The following is a 19,875-nucleotide window of genomic DNA, read 5'->3' as shown; positions in this document are numbered from 1 at the left end:
ACCCGAAAAACGCCGGAACAAACTCGTGGAAGAAATTCGCATTCGTGGGGCTCGCACCCACAATCTGAAGAACGTCAATCTCGACTTGCCGCGCCATAAGCTGATCGTGATCACGGGGCTGTCCGGGTCGGGCAAGTCGTCGCTCGCGTTCGACACGCTCTATGCGGAAGGTCAGCGCCGTTATGTCGAAAGCCTGTCTGCGTACGCGCGGCAGTTTCTGCAACTGATGGAAAAACCGGACGTCGATCTGATCGAAGGCTTGTCGCCTGCCATTTCGATCGAGCAAAAAGCCACGTCGCATAATCCGCGCTCGACCGTCGGCACGGTCACGGAGATTCACGACTATCTGCGTCTTTTGTACGCGCGCGTCGGTACGCCGTATTGCCCGGATCACCTGATTCCGCTCGAAGCGCAAAGCGTCTCGCAAATGGTCGATGCCGCACTCGCGCTGCCCGAAGAAACCAAGCTGATGATCCTCGCGCCGGTCGTCGCCGATCGCAAGGGCGAGCACGTCGAACTGTTCGAGCAAATGCAGGCGCAGGGTTTTATTCGTTTTCGAATTCGCTCGGGCGGCGGCACCGCGAACGAGGGCGTCGCGAAGATCTACGAGGTCGATTCGCTGCCGAAGCTCAAGAAGAACGACAAGCACACGATCGACGTCGTGATCGACCGCCTCAAGGTGCGGCCGGACATGAAGCAGCGCCTCGCGGAATCGTTCGAAACCGCGCTGCGTCTCGCCGACGGGCGCGCGATCGCGCTCGAGATGGACACTGAAAAGGAAAAACTCTTCAGCTCGAAATTCGCGTGCCCGATCTGTTCGTATTCGCTGCCGGAACTGGAGCCGCGACTTTTCTCGTTCAACAATCCGATGGGCGCGTGCCCGGAGTGTGACGGCCTCGGCCAGATCACGTTCTTCGATCCGAAGCGCGTGGTCGCGCATCCGTCGCTGTCGCTCGCGGCTGGCGCGGTGAAGGGATGGGACCGGCGCAACCAGTTCTACTTCCAGATGCTGCAGAGTCTCGCGGCCTTTTATGAGTTCGAGATCGACGCGCCGTTCGAGGAATTGCCCGAGAAAGTGCGCAAGATCCTGCTGTACGGCTCGGGCAAGCAGGCGATTCCGTTCTCGTACATCAACGAGCGCGGCCGCGCGTCGGTTCGCGAGCATGCGTTCGAAGGCATCATCCCGAATCTGGAGCGGCGCTACCGCGAGACGGATTCGGCCGCCGTCCGCGAAGAGCTCGCGAAATACCAGAACAATCAACCGTGCCCGGCGTGCGAAGGCACGCGTCTGCGGCGCGAGGCGCGCTTCGTGAAAGTCGGCGCCGACGAACAGGCCCGCGGCATTTTCGAAATCAGCGGATGGCCGCTGCGCGACGCGCTCGGCTATTTCCAGACGCTGCGCCTGGAAGGCGCGAAGGGCGAAATCGCCGACAAGGTCATCAAGGAAATCGTCGCGCGGCTCTCGTTCCTGAACAACGTCGGGCTGGATTATCTGTCGCTGGAACGTAGCGCGGAGACGCTTTCCGGCGGCGAGGCGCAGCGCATCCGGCTCGCATCGCAGATCGGCTCGGGTCTCACCGGCGTCATGTACGTGCTCGACGAGCCGTCGATCGGTCTGCACCAGCGCGACAACGACCGGCTCATCAACACGCTCAAGCATCTGCGCGACATCGGCAATTCGGTGATCGTCGTCGAGCACGACGAGGACATGATCCGCATGGCGGATTACGTCGTCGACATGGGACCGGGCGCGGGCGAGCACGGCGGCGTGATCGTCGCGCAAGGCACGCCGGCTCAGGTGCAGAAAGACGCGAACTCGATCACCGGACAATATCTGTCCGGCAAGCGCACGATCAGCTATCCCGTCGAGCGCACCGCGCCGGACGAGCGCATGCTGCGCATCGCGGAGGCGCACGGCAACAATCTGAAGCGTGTGACGCTCGATCTTCCCGTCGGACTTTTGACCTGCGTGACGGGCGTGTCCGGCTCGGGCAAGTCCACGCTCATCAACGACACGCTGCAGCATGCGGTCGCGCAGCATCTGTACGGCTCGGCGACGGAGCCCGCACCGTATGAATCGATCGAAGGCCTGGAGCACTTCGACAAGGTGATCGCCGTCGATCAGTCGCCGATCGGACGCACGCCGCGCTCGAATCCGGCCACCTATACCGGCCTCTTCACGCCGATCCGCGAGCTGTTCGCGGGCGTGCCGGCGGCGAAGGAGCGCGGCTACGATCCGGGCCGCTTCTCGTTCAACGTCAAGGGTGGACGCTGCGAAGCCTGTCAGGGCGACGGCGTGCTGAAGGTGGAAATGCACTTTTTGCCGGACGTCTACGTGCCCTGCGACGTGTGTCACGGCAAGCGCTACAACCGCGAAACGCTCGAAGTCCAGTACAAGGGCAAGAACATCAGCGAAGTGCTGGACCTGACGGTCGAAGCCGCGCACGAATTTTTCAAGGCGGTGCCGGTGGTCGCGCGCAAGCTGAAAACGCTGCTGGACGTCGGTCTCGGCTACATCCGGCTCGGCCAGTCCGCGACGACGCTATCGGGCGGCGAAGCCCAGCGCGTCAAGCTTTCGCTGGAACTGAGCAAGCGCGATACCGGTCGGACCCTGTATATCCTCGACGAGCCGACGACCGGATTGCACTTCCACGACATCGCGCTTTTGCTCGAAGTGATTCATCGATTGCGAGATCAGGGTAATACTGTCGTAATCATCGAGCATAATCTCGACGTGATCAAAACCGCCGACTGGGTGATCGACCTCGGTCCGGAAGGCGGCGCCGGCGGCGGGCAGATCATTGCCCAGGGGACGCCGGAGCAAGTGGCGAAGTCGAAGGCGAGTTTCACCGGCAGATATCTGGCACCCTTGTTGCAACGAGCCAGGTCAGCGGCCTGATTCATGGCGCCGGCTTACGCCAGGCGCCGCCAGCCGGACTGCCGGAATGCGCCGCGCGCGCCGCGGCACGAATAATCGTCGTACGCAGCAGGGGAAAAGGAACGCAGTCATGGCGAAGCGCAACGAAGCGGCCAACGAGGAAGGACGGGTGCGGGACCTGCCCACGCGCCACGTCAGGCTGACGAGCGACATGAGCTTGCCGAAGCTGTCGGCGGTGGAGATCGGCAGCTACGTCCTCGCTCTGCTCGCGCTGTATCTCACGCTCAGGCTGCAACTGCTCGGCGGGCTCCTCGCCGGCATGCTCGTGTTTCAGCTCACGCACATGATCGCGCCGGTGATCGAGCGCCACGTCGTCAGCCGGGGCGCGCGGCTCATCGCGGTCGGGCTGATTTCGGCGATCATCGTCGGCGGGCTGACGGGCGCGACCATCGCCACCATCGAACATTTCGAGCGCGACTTTCCGAGTCTGCAAAAACTGCTCGATCAGCTGATGAGCATCACGTCCAGCGCGCGCCTGTCCGTGCCGGACTGGATCGCGAACTATCTGCCCGTGGACACCGTGCAGATGAAGGACAAAGCCACCGAACTGATGCACAGGCACGCCGAGATGCTTCAGCAGGGCGGCAAGGAAATGGCGCGCGGCTTTGGTCATATCGTCATCGGCATGATCATCGGCGCGATCATCGCGGTGAGCGCGCCGCGGACGTCGCATCATCGGCTGCCGCTGTCCACCGCGCTCGTCGCGCGCGTGTCGCGTTTTTCCGATGCCTTCCGCCGCATCGTGTTCGCGCAGATCAAGATTTCGGCGATCAACGCCGTCTTCACCGCGCTATATCTTCTGGTCGCGCTGCCGCTCTTTCACGAAAGGCTGCCGCTTTCCAAAACACTCGTGCTGATCACGTTCATCGTCGGCCTGTTGCCGGTGATCGGCAATCTCATCTCGAACACGATCATCGTCGGAATTTCGCTGTCGGTCTCGTTCGGCACCGCCGTCGCGTCGCTCGCGTTCCTGATCCTCATCCACAAGCTCGAATATTTCCTGAACGCGCGCATCATCGGCGGACAGATCGAGGCGCGCGCGTGGGAACTGCTGCTTGCGATGCTCGCGATGGAAGCCGCGTTCGGCATTCCGGGCGTGATCGCCGCGCCGATTTTCTACGGGTATATCAAGCGCGAGCTGGTTTATCTGCGGCTCGTCTGAGCATAAAAAAGCCCGCCTGGACTAACCGGCGGGCTTCATCGTTCCGGGCTGCGGCTCAGCGGAACACGACCGTCTTGTGCCCGTTCAGCAGAATGCGATGCTCCGCGTGCCACTTCACCGCGCGCGCGAGCGTCACGCATTCGACATCGCGGCCGATCGCCGTCAACTGATCCGGCGTCATGTTGTGATCGACGCGTTCCACTTCCTGCTCGATGATCGGGCCTTCGTCGAGATCGGACGTCACATAGTGCGCGGTCGCGCCAATCAGCTTCACGCCGCGATCGAACGCCTGGTAGTACGGCTTCGCGCCCTTGAAGCTCGGCAGAAACGAGTGATGGATATTGATCGCGCGCCCGGAAAGCTTCGCGCACAGTTCCGGCGACAGAATCTGCATGTAGCGCGCGAGCACGACGAGATCGGTGTCGTGCTGATCGACGATTTCCATTACACGTGCCTCCTGAGCGGCCTTCGCTTCGGGCGTCGCCTTGAGCAGCGGCAGATGATGGAACGGAATGTCGTAGCTCGCGGCGAGTTGATAAAAATCCTTGTGATTGGAAATGATCGCCGGAATCTCGATCTGCAATTGCCCGGTGCGATAGCGGAACAGGAGATCGTTCAGGCAATGGCCGATCTTCGACACCATGATTACGACGCGCGGCTTCACCGATGCGTCGTGCAGTTCCCAGCGCATGCCGAATTCGTCGGCGAGATCGGCGAACGACTTGCGCAGCGCGTCGAGGCCGGGATCGCCGCCGACCTGCTGGAAATGCACGCGCATGAAGAATTCGCCGGTGCGGCTGTCGCCGAATTGCGCGGAGTCGAGGATGTTGGCGCCGAGGTTGAACAGGAAGCCCGACACGGCATGCACGATTCCCGGGCGGTCCGGGCACGACAACTTCAGGTAGAAACTATGTTCGGTCGACATGACCTTTCCTCGTTCGTTTGATTCTTGATATCAGACCGGCGGTGGCTCGAACAACGCGTCGATGCCTTCGCACGCGTCCTCGTCGATCCACTGGTGGCGCAGCAGGCAGTCGAGCGTCGCGAGACTGGCGTCGACGGTGAGCTTGCCCTCCTCGATCCAGCGCGCGACATCCTCGATGCGCGCGAGGCGGTGCTCGCCGACCTCGCCGTCCTGATTGCGCGGGGCGAAATCGGGCGGCAGGCAGACGTCGTAGACGAAGATCTGCTCAGCCTGCGTGCCTTCGGGCAAGGACTGCAGCACATGGAAGGTGCGGCCGCGTTCGGCGGTCCGGGCGAGTTCGGCGCTCATGCCCGCCTCTTCCCAGCATTCCTTCACGAGCGTCGGCACGAGTTCGAGACCCCAGCCGATGCCGCCCGCCACGACGTTGTCGAGCATGCCGGGATCGGTCGCCTTGGTGTCGCTGCGGCGCGCGATCCATAACTGCGGCGCTTTATCCCGATATTTTACGATGCCGTTCAGATGCACCGCGTAGGTCATCGTGCCGAAGTAGCGCGACGCCGCACGCTCGATGAACGCGAGCGGCGCCGCGTCGAAGTCGTTGCGAATCGCGTAGGTTTCGTCGCGCCAGCCGGGGATTCGGCCTTCGGCGTAGAGCGCGCCGATGACCGCGCCGAGCGCGGCGCTGCGCGTGTTCACATCGGTGAGCGATGCGTGCAGCCGGACCGACGCATCGTCGATCTCGAAGACGTCGGGCCAGCGCCGCAGCGCGTCGACGTCGAATCGCCGGATCCAGCCGACACGTTCATCGCCGATACAAAACGGCACGTGCGCGGCGGGCTCGAAGCGGCGCGCGGAAAGGATTGCAGGCAGAGTCATCGGGAACCTCAGTCGCGCAGCGCGACGCGAATGCCGAGCGCGATGAACGTCACGCCGGCGAGCCGGTCGAGCCACACGCCGACGCGCGGGCGGCGCTTCAGCCACACGCCGATCATCCCCGCGCCGATGCCGAAGAGCGAAAACACGACGACCGTTTGCAGCATGAAAAGTCCGCCGAGCTCGAACATCTGCAGCATGACGCTTTGCGCGCCATGCGGATCGACGAACTGCGGCAGAAACACGATGAAGAACAGCGTGACCTTCGGATTCAGCATGTTGCCGATCACGCTCTGGCGGAATACGGTCGAAAGCGGCTGGCTCGGGCGCGCGTGCGCCGTCGCGAGACCGTGGCTGCGCAACGCCTTGATGCCGATCCACACGAGATACGCCGCGCCCGCGAGCTTCACCGCCTGAAACGCGAGCGGCGACGAACGCAGCAGCGCCGCGATGCCGAGCGCCGCGAGCGTCGTGTGGAAGATCACGCCGAACGCAAAGCCGAACGCCGCGACCACGCCCGCGAGCCGCCCTTGCGAAATGCCGCGCGCGAGCACCTGAAGATTGTCCGGTCCGGGCGCGACGGTGATCGCGACCGATGCAGCGAGAAAAAGCAGAAAGTTGGGCATCTCAATGTCCCCCGAATTCGCACACGGTATAGAGCGGCACGCCGTTCTCGCGCAGCAGCTTCGAGCCGCCGAGATCCGGCAGATCGATGATCGCCGCCGCCTCGACCACTTCCGCGCCGAGCCGCTCCAGCAGGATCTTGCCGGCCATCATCGTGCCGCCGGTCGCGACCAGATCGTCGACGATCACCACGCGATCGCCCGGCTTGCACGCGTCCTCGTGAATCTCGACGGTCGCGCGGCCGTACTCCAGCTCATACGACTGTTCGAGCGTCTTGTACGGCAGCTTGCCCTTCTTGCGGATCGGCACGAAGCCGAGACTCAGCTCGTACGCGAGAATCGGCCCGATGATGAAACCGCGCGCGTCCATGCCGGCAATCACGTCGACGTTCGCGTCGATGTAGCGCTGCACGAACAGGTCGATCAGCATGCGCAGCGCTTTGCGGTCTTGCAGAATCGTCGTGATGTCGCGAAATTGAACGCCGGCTTGCGGCCAGTTTTCGACGGTGCGCACGCGTTCCTTGATGAAACGCGCGGCGTCGAGCCGGGCGTTCGAAGGGGTAATGGACATGACTTCTCCGGAGTCCGCGCCGTGAGGCCGCGCGTTCGCCTTGGTGACAAAGAGGAAAGTTACGCCGCCCGGCGGTTGCGCGAGAGCCTTTCCTCGGCTTGCGCGAGCACTTCGGGCAGGCCGCGCAGCACGACGATATCGTTCGCGCGCAGCTTGGTTTCGGGATCGGGTGCGACGCCCCGGATGCCGTGGCGCCGGATCGCGGTCACCTCGACACCATTGCCGACGAGCCCGAGATCGTCGAGCGAATGCCCGACGGCTTCGGAATTTGCGTCGATCGGTACGGATTGTAGCCGCACCTGCTCGTGGCCATCGTCGTCATCGACGTCGTCGGCGCCGTGGAAGTAGCCGCGCAGGAGGCTGTAGCGCGCGTCGCGCATTTCCTCGACGCGCCGCACGACGCGGCGCATCGGCACGCCCATCAGCACGAGCGTATGCGACGCGAGCATCAGGCTGCCCTCGACGATCTCCGGAATCACTTCCGTCGCGCCCGCCGCGGTGAGCTTTTCGAGATCGGCGTCATCGACGGTGCGCACGATCACCGGCAGAGTCGGCGCGAGTTCGTGGATGTTGTGCAGCACGCGCATCGCGGAAGGCGTATTGGCGTAGGTGATCGCGATCGTCGCCGCGCGATGCAGGCCCGCCGCGAGCAGCGATTCGCGCCGCCCGGCGTCGCCGAACACGACCGATTCGCCCGCCGCCGCGGCCGCCGCCACGCGGTCCGGGTCCAGATCGAGCGCGACATAGGAAATGCCTTCCTGCTCCAGCATGCGCGCGAGGTTCTGCCCAGCGCGGCCGTAGCCGCAGATGATCACGTGGCCGCTTTGCTTGAGGCTTTGAGTCGCGATCTTCGTCATCTGCAGCGATTGCAGCATCCATTCCGTCGACGACAGCCGCAGCACGATGCGGTCCGCGTTCTGAATGATGAACGGCGCGGCCAGCATCGAGAGCAGCATCGCCGACAGAATCGCCTGGAGGATGGTCGAGTTGACCAGATGCGAATCCAGAATCAGGTTCAGCAATACGAAGCCGAATTCGCCCGCCTGCGCGAGACCGAGGCCCGTGCGCATCGCGACGCCGGGCGCCGCGCCGAACGTACGCGCCAGGCCCGTGATCATCACGGCCTTGAGCAGTATCGGCACGACAAAGAAGCCGAGCACGAGAAACGGATGCTCCCAGATCACGCGCGGATTCAGCAGCATGCCGGTCGTCACGAAGAACAGGCCGAGCAGCACGTCGCGGAATGGCTTGATGTCTTCTTCCACCTGATGCCGATACGGCGTCTCCGCAATCAGCATCCCCGCGATGAACGCGCCGAGCGCGAGCGAGAGCCCGAACTTGTCGGTGATGAACGCCGCGCCCAGCGTCACGAGCAGGAGGTTCAGCATGAACAACTCTTGCGAACGGCGCCGCGCGACGAGATCGAACCAGCGCGTCATGAACTTCTGGCCAAGGAAGAGCAGCACCGTCAACGCAACGACGATCTTCACCGCCGCGATGCCGAGCCACATCGCCAGTTGCGACGAATTGCCGTTGCCGAACGCCGCGATGATGATGAGCAGCGGCACCACCGCGAGATCCTGGAACAGCAGCACGCCGAAAATGTTGCGGCCGTGCTCGGACTCGAGTTCGAGCCGCTCCGCGAGCAGCTTGCTGACGATCGCGGTCGAGGACATCGACATCGCGCCGCCGAGGGCGAAGCTCGCCTGCCAGGACATCTCGGTCCAGAAATTCGCGATCCAGCCGAAGATCAGCGCGAGCGCGATGGTCGCGGCGACCTGGCTCGCGCCGAGGCCGAACACGATGCGCCGCATCGAGCGCAGCTTCGAGAGCGAAAACTCAAGCCCGATGGAAAACATCAGGAAGACGACGCCGAATTCGGCGAGATGCTGCGCGCGGTCGGTATCCGGCGCGATGCCCGCTGCGTGCGGACCCACGATGATGCCGACCGTCAGATAGCCGAGCATCGGCGGCAGGTTGAAATAGCGAAATACGACGACGCCTGCCACGGAGCAGAGCAGCAGCAACAGCGTCATTTCGAGCGGAGAGGTCATCCGTCTGGCGTCCTCGTTCGTCAGTGTTCCGAGGCGCGTGCTGCTGGCGCTCCGGCATCTCAAAAAGGCCCCTGACGACAGGGCTGGCGGGGCGGATAGGCGGCGGCGCGGCGAGCTGCCGGCGGGGCGGCCCGGAATCGCCTTTGCTATACTCCGCGCATGATAGCGAAAATCAATGGCGACCGGGCGCTGGCGCTGGCTCGCAACGTACTCCAGATCGAGGCCGACGCCGTTCGCGGGCTCTCCGAACTTCTCGACGACAACTTCACGAGCGCGGTCGAAACGCTGCTCGGCTGTCGCGGCCGCGTGGTCGTGTCGGGTATCGGCAAGTCGGGCCATGTCGCGCGCAAGTTCGCCGCGACGCTCGCGAGCACCGGCACGCCCGCGTTTTTCGTGCATCCGGCCGAAGCGAGCCACGGCGATCTCGGCATGGTCACCGCCGACGACGTTTTCATCGCGCTGTCCAACTCGGGCGAAACCGAGGAGCTCGTCGCCATTTTGCCGCTCATCAAGCGGCTCGGGGCGAAGCTGATCGCAATTACCGGCCGTCCTGAATCCAGTCTCGCCCAACTGGCGGACATGCATCTGAACGCGCGCGTAGATAAAGAAGCGTGCCCGATGAATCTCGCGCCCACGGCCAGCACGACCGCCGCGATGGCGCTCGGCGACGCGCTCGCCGTCGCCGTGCTCGACGCGCGCGGCTTCGGACCCGACGACTTCGCGCGCTCGCATCCGGGCGGCGCGCTCGGTCGGCGCCTGCTCACCTACGTGCGCGACGTGATGCGCGTGGGCGAGGAAGTGCCGGTCGTCTCGCTCGACGCGACCGTTGCGGACGCGCTCTTCCAGATCACCGACAAGCGCATGGGCATGACCGCGGTCATCGACGCGAATCGTCATGTCCACGGCATCTTCACCGACGGCGACCTGCGCCGCATCCTGCAGCGCGACGGCGATTTCCGCGCGCTGAAGCTCGCCGATGTCATGACCCGTAATCCGCGCACGATCGCGCCGGATCATCTCGCGGTCGAAGCCGTGGAACTGATGGAGCGCTATCGCATCAATCAGATGCTGGTCGTGGACGCCGATGCGACGCTGATCGGCGCACTGAACATGCACGACCTCTTCTCCAAGAAGGTAATCTGATGGCGCAGAAGCCTCTCACCGCCGCCGAACGCGCAAGCCGGCTCAAGCTGATGGTATTCGACGTCGACGGCGTTTTCACCGACGGCAGCCTCTTCTTCACCGCCGACGGCGACGCAATGAAGTCGTTCAATTCGCTCGACGGCCACGGCGTCAAGATGCTGCAATCCGTCGGCGTGCAGACGGCGATCATCACGGGGCGGCAATCGGGCATCGTTGCGGCGCGTGCGCGCGAACTGGGCATCACGCATCTCTATCAGGGCGTCGGCGATAAAACCGTCGCGCTCGCCGAACTTCTCCAGGCCACCGGCATCGCAGCCGACGAATGCGGCTACATGGGCGACGACTGGCCCGACCTCGCGGTAATGCGCCGCTGCGGCTTCGCGGCGGCGCCCGCGAACGCGCATCCCGAAGTGATCCAGCGCGTGCACTGGGTCGCGGAAGCGCGTGGCGGCCACGGCGCGGTGCGCGAAGTCTGCGACGCGATCCTGCGCGCGCAACACCGCTACGACGAACTGCTCGCCGCGGCGCTCGGAGGCTGAAGCCCATGCCGCGCCCCGGAAAGCTCGCCTCGCTCCTGCCGCTCCTCGCGATGGCTGCGCTGGCCGGCATCACTTACTGGCTGTTGCAGGCCACGCTGCCTCCGGCACAGCAGGCGCCGGCGCCGGAAAAACGCCACACGCCAGATTACTTCGCCAACGATTTCTCCGTTTCCGAGCTCGACGCCACCGGTACGACGCAATATCGACTGACGGCCAAGTCGATGGTGCATTACGAAGACGACGAGATCAGCGACCTCACCCTCCCCGCGATGCGCATGTTCCAGCCGATGAAGCCGACCGTCACGGCGACGGCCCTGCGCGGCACGGTCAACGGCGACGTCTCGATCGTCGATCTCTATGACGACGCGCGCATCTTGCGCGTGGCGGGTTATGGAGATCCGCAGATGCAGGCTGATTCCCAGCATTTTCGCGTGCTGGTGAACGACGATGTCATCGAAACGGAAAAACCAGTTAGACTTCAGCGCGGTCCGTCCGTGATGACGGCCGACGGCATGAACTACAACAACGTGACCCGGGTAATGAAGCTCTTCGGTAACGTGCGCGGTGCGATCGCCGCCTCGGATATCAACGGCGGCTCGTCCAAGTAATCCCGGCACTCCCATCCATACTGTGACTGCATGAACGATAGGTTCCCTCGTCCCGATGGCGGCCATGCGCGCGCAACGCTCGCGCGCCGCGCCACGCACGCCGTGCGGGCCGGGCTCGCTGCCGCCCTGACCATCGCTGTCGCGCTGACCGCGCTGCCGGCGCACGCCGAAAAGGCCGACCGCGACAAACCGCTCAATATCGAAGCGGACAACATGTCCTACGACGATCTCAACCAGAAGAACGTCTTCACTGGTCACGTGGTCGCGACAAAAGGCTCTATCGTGATCAAGGCCGATCGCGTCGAGGTCACGCAGGACCCGCAGGGCTATCAGTACGCGACCGGCACGTCGACCGGCAACACCCTCTCCTATTTCCGCCAGAAGCGTGACGGCCTGGACGAGTACATCGACGGCAACGCGGTGCGCATCGACTACGACGGCAAGAACGACTTCACGAAACTCACGACGCGCGCCGTCGTGCGCCGTCTGCAAGGCCTGACGAAGGTGCAGGACGAAGTGCACGGCAGCGTGATCACCTATGACGGCCAGAAGGACTTCTACACGGCGAGCGCGGGCAAGGACCAGGCCGGCCCCGGCAATCCGAGCGGCCGCGTTCGCGCGATGCTCGCGCCGCGTTCCGGCGGCGCCGCGCCGCTGAACGGGTCGCCCGCCACGCTTTCTCCGTCGAACACCATTCAAGGAACTCCGCCGCAGTGAATTCGCCCGCCATGCCCCACCGTAAGCCGGAAGGCGAGTCGAGTTCGCTCGTCGTCCGCAATCTGAAGAAGCGTTACGGCTCGCGCACCGTGGTGAAGGACGTGTCGCTCGATGTGAAAAGCGGCGAGGTGGTCGGCCTGCTCGGCCCGAACGGCGCGGGCAAGACCACGTCGTTCTATATGATCGTCGGCCTCGTGCCGCTCGATGCCGGCGAGATCGACCTCGACGGCAATTCGATCAGCCTTCTGCCGATTCATCAGCGCGCGCATCTGGGCTTGTCGTATCTGCCGCAGGAAGCATCGGTGTTCCGCAAGCTCACCGTCGAGCAGAACATCCGCGCGGTGCTGGAACTGCAAACCAATGAATCGGGCAAACGCCTGTCCAAAGACGACATTACCCAGCGCGCCGAAGCCTTGCTCGACGAATTGCAGATCGCGCACCTTCGCGAGAATCCCGCGCTGTCGCTGTCGGGCGGAGAGCGCCGCCGCGTCGAGATCGCGCGGGCGCTCGCGACCAATCCGAGCTTCATCCTGCTCGACGAGCCGTTCGCGGGCGTCGATCCGATCGCGGTGCTGGAAATCCAGAAGATCGTCAAGTTTCTGAAGCAGCGCAACATTGGCGTGCTGATCACCGATCACAACGTGCGCGAGACGCTCGGCATCTGCGATCACGCGTACATCATCAGCGACGGCACCGTGCTCGCGGCGGGCGCGCCGAGCGAGATCATCGAGAACGAAAGCGTGCGCCGCGTCTATCTCGGCGAGCATTTCCGCATGTGAGCGCACCGTCGCAAAAGCGGTGTGCATCGTGCGCCGCATCATCCGGAAGCAGCAAAACTTACGTGCCGCCCTCTGGGCGGCATGCGTTTTTTTGGAATCCCCGCGAGGTTTCGCGCGCGTGGCAAACTCTCTACAATGAATAAAACTTTGCCATGAAAGCCAGCCTCCAACTCCGCCTCTCGCAGCATCTTGCGCTGACCCCGCAACTTCAGCAGTCGATCCGGCTGCTGCAGTTGTCGACGCTCGAACTGCAGCAGGAAGTCGCGATGGCCATCGCTCAGAACCCGCTGCTCGAGAACGACGACGACTGGATCGCAAGCCCGCTGCGCGTCGCCGCGGACGGCTCGCTGATCGCAGCGCCCGCGGCGCCGAGCACTCCGTCCGAGCCGATGATGAGCAACGGCTCGACGTCCGGCACCTCGAGTTCCGAACGCTCGGAAAGCAGCGAGCCGCAAGGCGTCGACGAATACAACGGTCTGGGTTCGGACAGCGGGCAGGATTCCAGCTCGTGGAACCTCGAAGACTACGGCCGCTCGAACAACGCGTCCGACGACGACGATCTGCCGCCGCTGCAAATCCACGAATCGACCACGACGCTGCGCGACCATCTGACCGCGCAGTTGCGCATGACCGCGGCAAATCAGCGCGATCGCGCGCTCGTCACCTTTCTCATCGAGTCGCTGGACGAGGACGGATATCTCACTTCATCGCTCGATGAAGTCCAGACCGATCTCCCTGAGGAGCTCGAAGTCGAGATCGACGAACTGAGCGCGGCGCTCGCGCTGCTGCAAAGCTTCGACCCGCCCGGCGTGGGCGGCCGTTCGGCTTCTGAATGCCTGAAGCTGCAGTTGCTGCGGCTCGATGGCTCGCCCACGCGCACGCTGGCGCTCGAAATCGTCACGAACCATCTGGAACTGCTCGCGGCGCGCGATTTCACGCGTCTGCGCAAGCAACTGAAGGCGAGCGACGATGCCCTCCGGGACGCGCATTTGCTGATCAAGTCGCTGGAGCCTTTTCCGGGCGCGGCGTACGGCAAGAGCGAAGCCGATTACGTCGTGCCGGACATTCTCGTGCGCAAGACGTCGGGCGGCTGGACGGCGGAGTTGAATCCGGAGATCGTGCCGAAGCTGCGGATCAACCATTTGTACGCGAACATCCTGCGCAACAACCGCGGCGATCCGGGCAGCGGCTCACTGCGACAACAGCTCCAGGAAGCGCGCTGGCTGATCAAGAATATTCAGCAGAGGTTTGAGACGATCCTGCGTGTCGCACAGGCGATCGTGGAGCGTCAGAAGAACTTTTTTGCACATGGCGAAATCGCCATGCGCCCCTTGGTTTTGCGGGAGATTGCTGATACGCTGGGATTACACGAATCGACGGTTTCTCGTGTGACCACAGGCAAGTACATGCTCACCCCGTTCGGGACGCTTGAATTCAAGTACTTCTTTGGATCGCACGTTTCGACCGACACAGGAGGCGCGGCATCGTCAACGGCGATCCGGGCCCTCATCAAGCAACTGATAGGAGCGGAAGACCCTAAAACTCCTCTTTCAGACAGCCGCATCGCCGAACTGCTGGCGGAACAAGGATTCGTGGTCGCGCGGCGCACCGTAGCCAAGTACCGCGAAGCCCTCAAGATCCCGGCAGTGAATCTGCGCAAGTCTCTATGACCCGTCTCTGTAGTCCATCGCGTGTTGCGATGGGCGTTTACCGGCCGCAACGCGAAAGCGCGGACGTGCCGGCCGATGCGCCCCGTTCATCAAGCGCGCCAGGATGACGCGCCGACGGGACACATTGCCGACCGGTATCGGACGAGCCGACGTGGCCTAGCGGCCATTAGCTTGGAGAGCAACTATGAATCTGAAGATCAGTGGACACCACCTCGAATTGACGCCTGCGTTGCGCGAGTATGTGATCACGAAACTGGACAGGGTGCTCCGTCATTTCGATCAAGTGATCGACGGCAACGTTGTCCTCTCGGTCGACAATCATAGGGAAAAGGAAAAGAGGCAGAAGGCAGAAATCAACCTGCACCTGAAGGGCAAGGACATTTTTATCGAGAGTTGTGACGCTGATATGTACGCGGCCATCGATTTGATGGTCGACAAGCTGGACCGCCAGGTCATCAAGCACAAGGACAAGATTCAGGGTCACGCCCACGAGTCCGTGAAGTACCGCGGCGAGCCGCACGAAGTGGAAGCGCCGTCGCCTTGAACGTGTACTGCGCATGCTCATTGGACTGATCAGCGGATAACAGCAAAACCCGCCGCCATAGGACGGCGGGCATGATTCGAGGAAATCCTCGAATATCCGGAACGGATCGATCCGGGCATGCAGGCAACCGAAGCCGCCCCGACTGGCGGCTTTTTTGTTGGATTTTCGCCGTAGGGAGGCACAAGCCATTGATTTTCAGGGCTTTGTCCTGCACATTGGATCGCAAACGGTGCCATTGCGCGGCGCACCATCGGGCAGTGCCCTGTTCTATAATGATCCGGTAATTTTCGGGGTCGCACGACAGGCACGCTGAAGAGAACGCCGCCAGCGCACTTTCCGTTTCACCATCGCCGTGAGCGCTATCAGCCAGCTGCCACGATGAGGAGCTATCAGGCCACGCATCAGCCTGCCAACATGAATCGTTTAGCCAAATTTCTTCCCATCGAGAACGTCGTTCTCGGACTGTCCGTCACCAGCAAGAAACGCGTATTCGAGCAAGCGGGCCTGATTTTCGAGAATCAGAACGGCATCGCCCGCAGCACCGTCACCGACAATCTTTTCGCGCGTGAGCGTCTCGGCTCGACCGGCCTCGGTGAAGGAGTCGCTATTCCGCACGGTCGCATCAAGGGGCTGAAGCAACCGCTCGCCGCCTTCGTGCGCCTCGCCGAACCGGTTGCGTTCGAGTCTCCCGACGGCCAGCCGGTCTCGCTGCTCATTTTTCTGCTCGTGCCCGAGCAGGCGACGCAGCAGCATCTTGAAATTCTCTCGGAGATCGCCCAACTGCTCTCCGACAGCGAGGCGCGCGAGCGCCTGCACAAGGAAGAAGATCGTGACGCACTTTATCAAGTGCTCACGCAATGGCAACCGTAATAGCCACACGAACATAGCGTTACGCGCCCGAGGCGCGTCCGTGCTGCTTTCGCGCCGGACGCGCCTCGCTTACGTGAAGCTTCTGGGGCACAATCGGTCAAACGCAGCGCCATGCGGCGTATCGAAGCGACCCGCTTCGTCGTCACGCAAAGGCTGCTTCCGGCTTCCAACGGAGTTCCGGTCTCATGGATACGTCCAGCATCAACGCCCAAAGCATTTTTGACGACAACGCCGCCGCTCTGAAGCTTAGCTGGCTGACCGGGCACGAAGGCTGGGAACGCGGCTTCTCGAGCGAGACGGTCGCCAACGCGACGTCGAGCGCCGACCTCGTCGGGCACCTGAACCTGATTCACCCGAACCGTATCCAGGTTCTCGGCGACGCCGAGATCAACTATTACCAGCGCCAGTCCGACGAAGACCGCTCCCGCCACATGGCCGAGCTGATCGCGCTAGAGCCGCCGTTTCTGGTCGTCGCGGGCGAAGTGGGCGCGCCGCCGGAACTCGTTCTCCGTTGCACGCGCTCGTCGACGCCGCTCTTCACGACGCGCATGTCCGCAGCGGCCGTGATCGACAGCCTGCGCGCGTACATGTCGCGCATTCTTGCGCCGCGCGCGACGCTGCACGGCGTGTTCATCGATATTCTCGGCATGGGCGTGCTGCTCACCGGCGATTCCGGTCTCGGCAAGAGCGAGCTCGGGCTGGAGCTGATCAGCCGCGGCCATGGACTCGTCGCGGATGACGCCGTCGATTTCGTGCGCCTCGGCCCCGATTTCGTCGAAGGCCGCTGTCCGCCGCTTCTTCAAAATTTGCTCGAAGTGCGCGGCCTGGGTCTGCTCGACATCAAGACGATCTTCGGTGAAACCGCCGTACGCCGGAAGATGAAACTCAAGCTGATCGTGCAACTCGTGCGTAGGCCGGACGGCGAATTCCAGCGTCTGCCGCTCGAAAGTCAGAGCGTCGACGTGCTCGGCCTGCCGATCAGCAAGGTGACGATTCAGGTCGCGGCCGGCCGCAACCTTGCCGTGCTGGTCGAGGCTGCGGTGCGCAACACCATTCTGCAACTGCGCGGCATCGATACCCTGCGCGATTTCATGGACCGGCAGCGCCTTGCCATGCAGGATCCCGATAGCCAGTTTCCCGGCAAGCTGATCTGACGCGCGCTTCGCGAACCGTCGCGCGCGCCGAAACGAATCGGGCGCAGGTGCTAAGCTTGGAGAAAGCGAACCCCTTCAGACCCATGCGTATCATCCTGATCACCGGCATCTCCGGTTCCGGCAAATCCGTCGCGCTGAACGCGCTGGAAGACGGCGGCTACTACTGCGTCGACAACTTGCCGCCGCGCTTTCTCCCCGAACTCGCCGACCATCTCGCGAAAGAAGGCCAGACGCGTCTCGCCGTCGCGATCGACGCACGCTCGAGCCTCTCGCTCGACGAAGTGCCGTCCATCATCGACACGCTCTCGAAGGACTACGATCTGCGCGTGCTGTTTCTCAACGCGAGCACGCAGTCGCTCATCCAACGCTTCTCGGAGACGCGCCGGCGCCATCCGCTGTCCGGCCCGCCGATGCGCGAAGCCGATGTCGGCGTGCTGAACTCGCTCGCCGAAGCAATCGAGCGTGAGCGCGAGCTGGTCGCGGGCCTCGCGGAGTACGGTCATCAGATCGACACGAGCAATTTGCGCGCGAACGTTCTGCGCGCCTGGGTGAAGCGCTTCGTCGAAACGGACGCCGCCGATCTCACGCTGATGTTCGAGTCGTTCGGCTTCAAGCGCGGTGTGCCGCTCGACGCCGATCTCGTTTTCGACGTGCGCACGCTGCCCAACCCGTATTACGACCGCGAGTTGCGCCCGTTCACTGGGCTGGACAAACCGATCATCGATTTCCTCACGGCGCAGCCGCTGGTCGGCGAGATGATCGACGACATCGGCACGTTCGTCGACAAATGGTTGCCGCGTTTTCGTGACGACAACCGCAGCTATCTCACTGTCGCGATCGGCTGCACGGGCGGCCAGCATCGCTCGGTGTTCATCGCGGAGGCGCTCGCCGCGCGCTTTCGCGAGAAGGCAAACGTGATCGTGCGGCACCGTGATGCGCCCATCCCGGTGGATGAGAGCGCGCTTCACACGCGAACCTGATCGCCGCGCCGGCGGTCCATCCTGGAGGGACGCGATGTCCGCGAATCCTGTTCTGGCCGACTTGCCGCTGTTCCCGCTCCACACCGTGCTGTTCCCCGGCGGCCTGCTGCCGCTCAAGATTTTCGAAGCACGTTATCTGGACATGGCGCGGGAGTGTCTGCGTGAGAAAGCGCCGTTCGGCGTATGCCTGTTGAAGAGCGGGCACGAGATCGCGTCCCCGGGCGATCCGTCGGTGCCCGAGAGCATCGGTTGCCTTGCCGAGATTTCCGAATGCGATGTCGATACCTTCGGCCTCCTGCTCGTGCAGGCGCGCGGAACCGATCGCTTCAGACTGACGGATCATCGCGTAGAGCCGAGCAATCTGCTCGTCGGCACCGCGGAGTTGCTGGGCGAGGATCAGCCGCTGCAGGGCGCCGAAACGCTCGCGAAGTTCGGCGCGTGCGCGGAGGTGCTGGAGCGCATCATCGACACGATCAAGGAGCGCGAGCCGCAGAATCTGCCGTTCGTCGAGCCCTTTCTATTCGAGGACCCCACCTGGGTCTCCAATCGCCTCGCCGAAATCCTGCCGATCCCGATGCGCGCCCGCCAGAAGCTCATGGAGCTGATGGACGCCGGCGCGCGCATCGATGTGGTGCACCACTACATGCAGCACCATCAGCTGCTTTAGATGAGCGAGCCGGTCAGCGCGTCGAGCAGCTTGCGCACCGGCGCGGGCACGCCGTAGGCGTCGAGTTTCGCGAGCGACGCCCAGACGGTATCGGCGTCCGTCAGTTCGGACGGTGCGTTGCGCGCGGCGCCCAGTCGCGGCTCGATATCCAGTTTGAAATGCGTGAAGGCATGGGATAGCGGCGCAAGACGCTGAAGATGCGCATCGGCGCCGAGATCGCGCGCCAGCTCCGTCAGCGCGGCTTCGTCCACGGCTTCGGGCAGGCTCCATAGCCCGCCCCATATACCGCTCGACGGACGCTTTTGCAACAGCACCGAATCGCCGTCTCTCAGGACCAGCATCCACGTTTTGCGCGTCGGCACGGATTTCTTCGGGCGCGCGGCGGGCAACTCGCGCTGACGTCCTTCGACCTTCGCCACGCAATCCGATGCGAACGGACAGCGTGCGCAATCGGGCTTGCCGCGCACGCACAGCGTCGCGCCGAGGTCCATCAGCCCTTGCGTATACGCGGTCACTTCGTCCTTGTTCGCGGCGTCCGGCAACAACGATTCCGCGAGCGTCCACATCGCGTTTTCGACTTTCTTTTCGCCCGGAAAACCTTCGACGCCGAACACGCGCGCGAGCACGCGTTTCACGTTGCCGTCGAGAATCGTCGCGCGCGCGGCGAACGCAAATGACGCGATCGCCGCCGCCGTCGAACGGCCGATGCCCGGCAGCATCGCGAGTTCTTCGACCGTTTGCGGAAACGCTCCGCCATGCTCATGCGCGACGACCTGCGCGCAGCGATGCAAATTGCGCGCGCGCGAGTAATAGCCGAGTCCGGCCCAGAGCGCCATGACGTCGTCGATGGGCGCATCGGCGAGCGCGGTCACCGTCGGAAAGCGTTCGAGGAATCGCGCGTAGTACGGAATGACGGTGGAAACCTGCGTCTGCTGCAGCATGATTTCCGACAGCCAGATGCGATACGCGTCGCGCGTGTTTTGCCAGGGCAGGTCGTGACGGCCGTGAATGCGTTGCCACGCGATGAGGCGCGACGAAAAATCGGTGAGAGCGAGCAT

At 63.4% G+C, this 19,875-nt stretch carries 19 protein-coding genes; 13 read left to right on the top strand and 6 right to left on the bottom strand.

Annotated elements, in window-relative coordinates; translation table 11 throughout:
• The first annotated feature begins 25 nt into the window (after positions 1–25).
• Both uvrA and U4Y90_RS09455 read left to right on the top strand, forming a co-directional pair.
• Positions 26–2,899: an excinuclease ABC subunit UvrA gene (gene uvrA / locus U4Y90_RS09460; protein ID WP_321794302.1), complete on the top strand. Its 2,874-nt coding sequence runs from the start codon at positions 26–28 to the stop codon at positions 2,897–2,899.
• A 109-nt stretch (positions 2,900–3,008) separates the two neighbouring features.
• Positions 3,009–4,100, top strand: a complete 1,092-nt coding sequence (locus tag U4Y90_RS09455) for a hypothetical protein (protein WP_321794301.1) — start codon at positions 3,009–3,011, stop codon at positions 4,098–4,100.
• A 55-nt stretch (positions 4,101–4,155) separates the two neighbouring features.
• Here the strand turns inward: U4Y90_RS09455 and purU are convergent, their stop codons facing one another.
• Genes purU through U4Y90_RS09430 form a run of 5 tightly spaced genes read right to left on the bottom strand, consistent with a single transcriptional unit; the run spans position 4,156 to position 9,146 of the window.
• Entirely contained in the window at positions 4,156–5,025 is an 870-nt protein-coding gene (gene purU, locus U4Y90_RS09450; RefSeq protein ID WP_321794300.1) for a formyltetrahydrofolate deformylase, read from the bottom strand.
• Between the two features lie 30 nt (positions 5,026–5,055).
• Positions 5,056–5,901: an NUDIX hydrolase gene (locus U4Y90_RS09445; protein WP_321794299.1), complete on the bottom strand. Its 846-nt coding sequence runs from the start codon at positions 5,899–5,901 to the stop codon at positions 5,056–5,058.
• A gap of 8 nt (positions 5,902–5,909) precedes the next feature.
• Positions 5,910–6,524 carry a LysE family translocator gene (locus U4Y90_RS09440; protein WP_321794298.1) on the bottom strand — a complete coding sequence of 205 codons (615 nt, stop codon included), beginning with the start codon at positions 6,522–6,524 and terminating at the stop codon, positions 5,910–5,912.
• 1 nt (position 6,525) lies between these two features.
• Complete coding sequence (locus tag U4Y90_RS09435; RefSeq protein WP_321794297.1) at positions 6,526–7,092, bottom strand: adenine phosphoribosyltransferase; 567 nt, start codon at positions 7,090–7,092, stop codon at positions 6,526–6,528.
• A gap of 59 nt (positions 7,093–7,151) precedes the next feature.
• On the bottom strand, positions 7,152–9,146 hold the full coding sequence (locus tag U4Y90_RS09430) for a cation:proton antiporter (protein WP_321794296.1): 1,995 nt from the start codon (positions 9,144–9,146) through the stop codon (positions 7,152–7,154).
• Positions 9,147–9,305: 159 nt separating this feature from the next.
• Between U4Y90_RS09430 and kdsD the strand changes: the two genes are divergently transcribed.
• The 11 genes from kdsD (at position 9,306) to U4Y90_RS09375 (ending at position 18,817) form a co-directional block, all read left to right on the top strand.
• The gene (gene kdsD / locus U4Y90_RS09425; protein ID WP_321794295.1) at positions 9,306–10,289 is read left to right on the top strand and encodes an arabinose 5-phosphate isomerase KdsD; all 984 of its coding nucleotides are present in this window, start codon (positions 9,306–9,308) and stop codon (positions 10,287–10,289) included.
• Positions 10,289–10,828, top strand: a complete 540-nt coding sequence (locus U4Y90_RS09420) for an HAD family hydrolase (RefSeq protein WP_321794294.1) — start codon at positions 10,289–10,291, stop codon at positions 10,826–10,828. The genes kdsD and U4Y90_RS09420 overlap by 1 nt, the downstream gene beginning before the upstream one ends.
• 5 nt (positions 10,829–10,833) lie before the next feature.
• The gene (gene lptC / locus U4Y90_RS09415; protein WP_321794293.1) at positions 10,834–11,436 is read left to right on the top strand and encodes an LPS export ABC transporter periplasmic protein LptC; all 603 of its coding nucleotides are present in this window, start codon (positions 10,834–10,836) and stop codon (positions 11,434–11,436) included.
• Positions 11,437–11,466: 30 nt separating this feature from the next.
• Positions 11,467–12,153 carry a lipopolysaccharide transport periplasmic protein LptA gene (gene lptA, locus U4Y90_RS09410; protein ID WP_321794292.1) on the top strand — a complete coding sequence of 229 codons (687 nt, stop codon included), beginning with the start codon at positions 11,467–11,469 and terminating at the stop codon, positions 12,151–12,153.
• Between the two features lie 11 nt (positions 12,154–12,164).
• On the top strand, positions 12,165–12,932 hold the full coding sequence (gene lptB, locus U4Y90_RS09405) for an LPS export ABC transporter ATP-binding protein (RefSeq protein ID WP_321794291.1): 768 nt from the start codon (positions 12,165–12,167) through the stop codon (positions 12,930–12,932).
• A gap of 152 nt (positions 12,933–13,084) precedes the next feature.
• Positions 13,085–14,602: an RNA polymerase factor sigma-54 gene (locus U4Y90_RS09400; protein WP_321794290.1), complete on the top strand. Its 1,518-nt coding sequence runs from the start codon at positions 13,085–13,087 to the stop codon at positions 14,600–14,602.
• 184 nt (positions 14,603–14,786) lie between these two features.
• Positions 14,787–15,146, top strand: coding sequence for a ribosome hibernation-promoting factor, HPF/YfiA family (gene hpf / locus U4Y90_RS09395; RefSeq protein ID WP_061147280.1), 360 nt, complete (start codon positions 14,787–14,789; stop codon positions 15,144–15,146).
• Between the two features lie 414 nt (positions 15,147–15,560).
• The gene (gene ptsN / locus U4Y90_RS09390; RefSeq protein WP_061158932.1) at positions 15,561–16,016 is read left to right on the top strand and encodes a PTS IIA-like nitrogen regulatory protein PtsN; all 456 of its coding nucleotides are present in this window, start codon (positions 15,561–15,563) and stop codon (positions 16,014–16,016) included.
• A gap of 185 nt (positions 16,017–16,201) precedes the next feature.
• Positions 16,202–17,170: an HPr(Ser) kinase/phosphatase gene (hprK, locus tag U4Y90_RS09385; protein WP_050453002.1), complete on the top strand. Its 969-nt coding sequence runs from the start codon at positions 16,202–16,204 to the stop codon at positions 17,168–17,170.
• Between the two features lie 83 nt (positions 17,171–17,253).
• Positions 17,254–18,150, top strand: a complete 897-nt coding sequence (rapZ, locus tag U4Y90_RS09380; RefSeq protein ID WP_321794288.1) for an RNase adapter RapZ — start codon at positions 17,254–17,256, stop codon at positions 18,148–18,150.
• A 34-nt stretch (positions 18,151–18,184) separates the two neighbouring features.
• On the top strand, positions 18,185–18,817 hold the full coding sequence (locus tag U4Y90_RS09375; protein ID WP_321794287.1) for an LON peptidase substrate-binding domain-containing protein: 633 nt from the start codon (positions 18,185–18,187) through the stop codon (positions 18,815–18,817).
• On the opposite strand, the gene mutY is transcribed toward U4Y90_RS09375, so the two are convergent.
• The gene (gene mutY / locus U4Y90_RS09370; RefSeq protein ID WP_321794286.1) at positions 18,814–19,875 is read right to left on the bottom strand and encodes an A/G-specific adenine glycosylase; all 1,062 of its coding nucleotides are present in this window, start codon (positions 19,873–19,875) and stop codon (positions 18,814–18,816) included. The genes U4Y90_RS09375 and mutY overlap by 4 nt on opposite strands.

The sequence above is a fragment of the Caballeronia sp. J97 genome, assembly GCF_905220305.1.
Taxonomy (GTDB): Bacteria; Pseudomonadota; Gammaproteobacteria; order Burkholderiales; family Burkholderiaceae; genus Caballeronia.
This window is presented reverse-complemented; position numbering and strand designations above follow the sequence as displayed.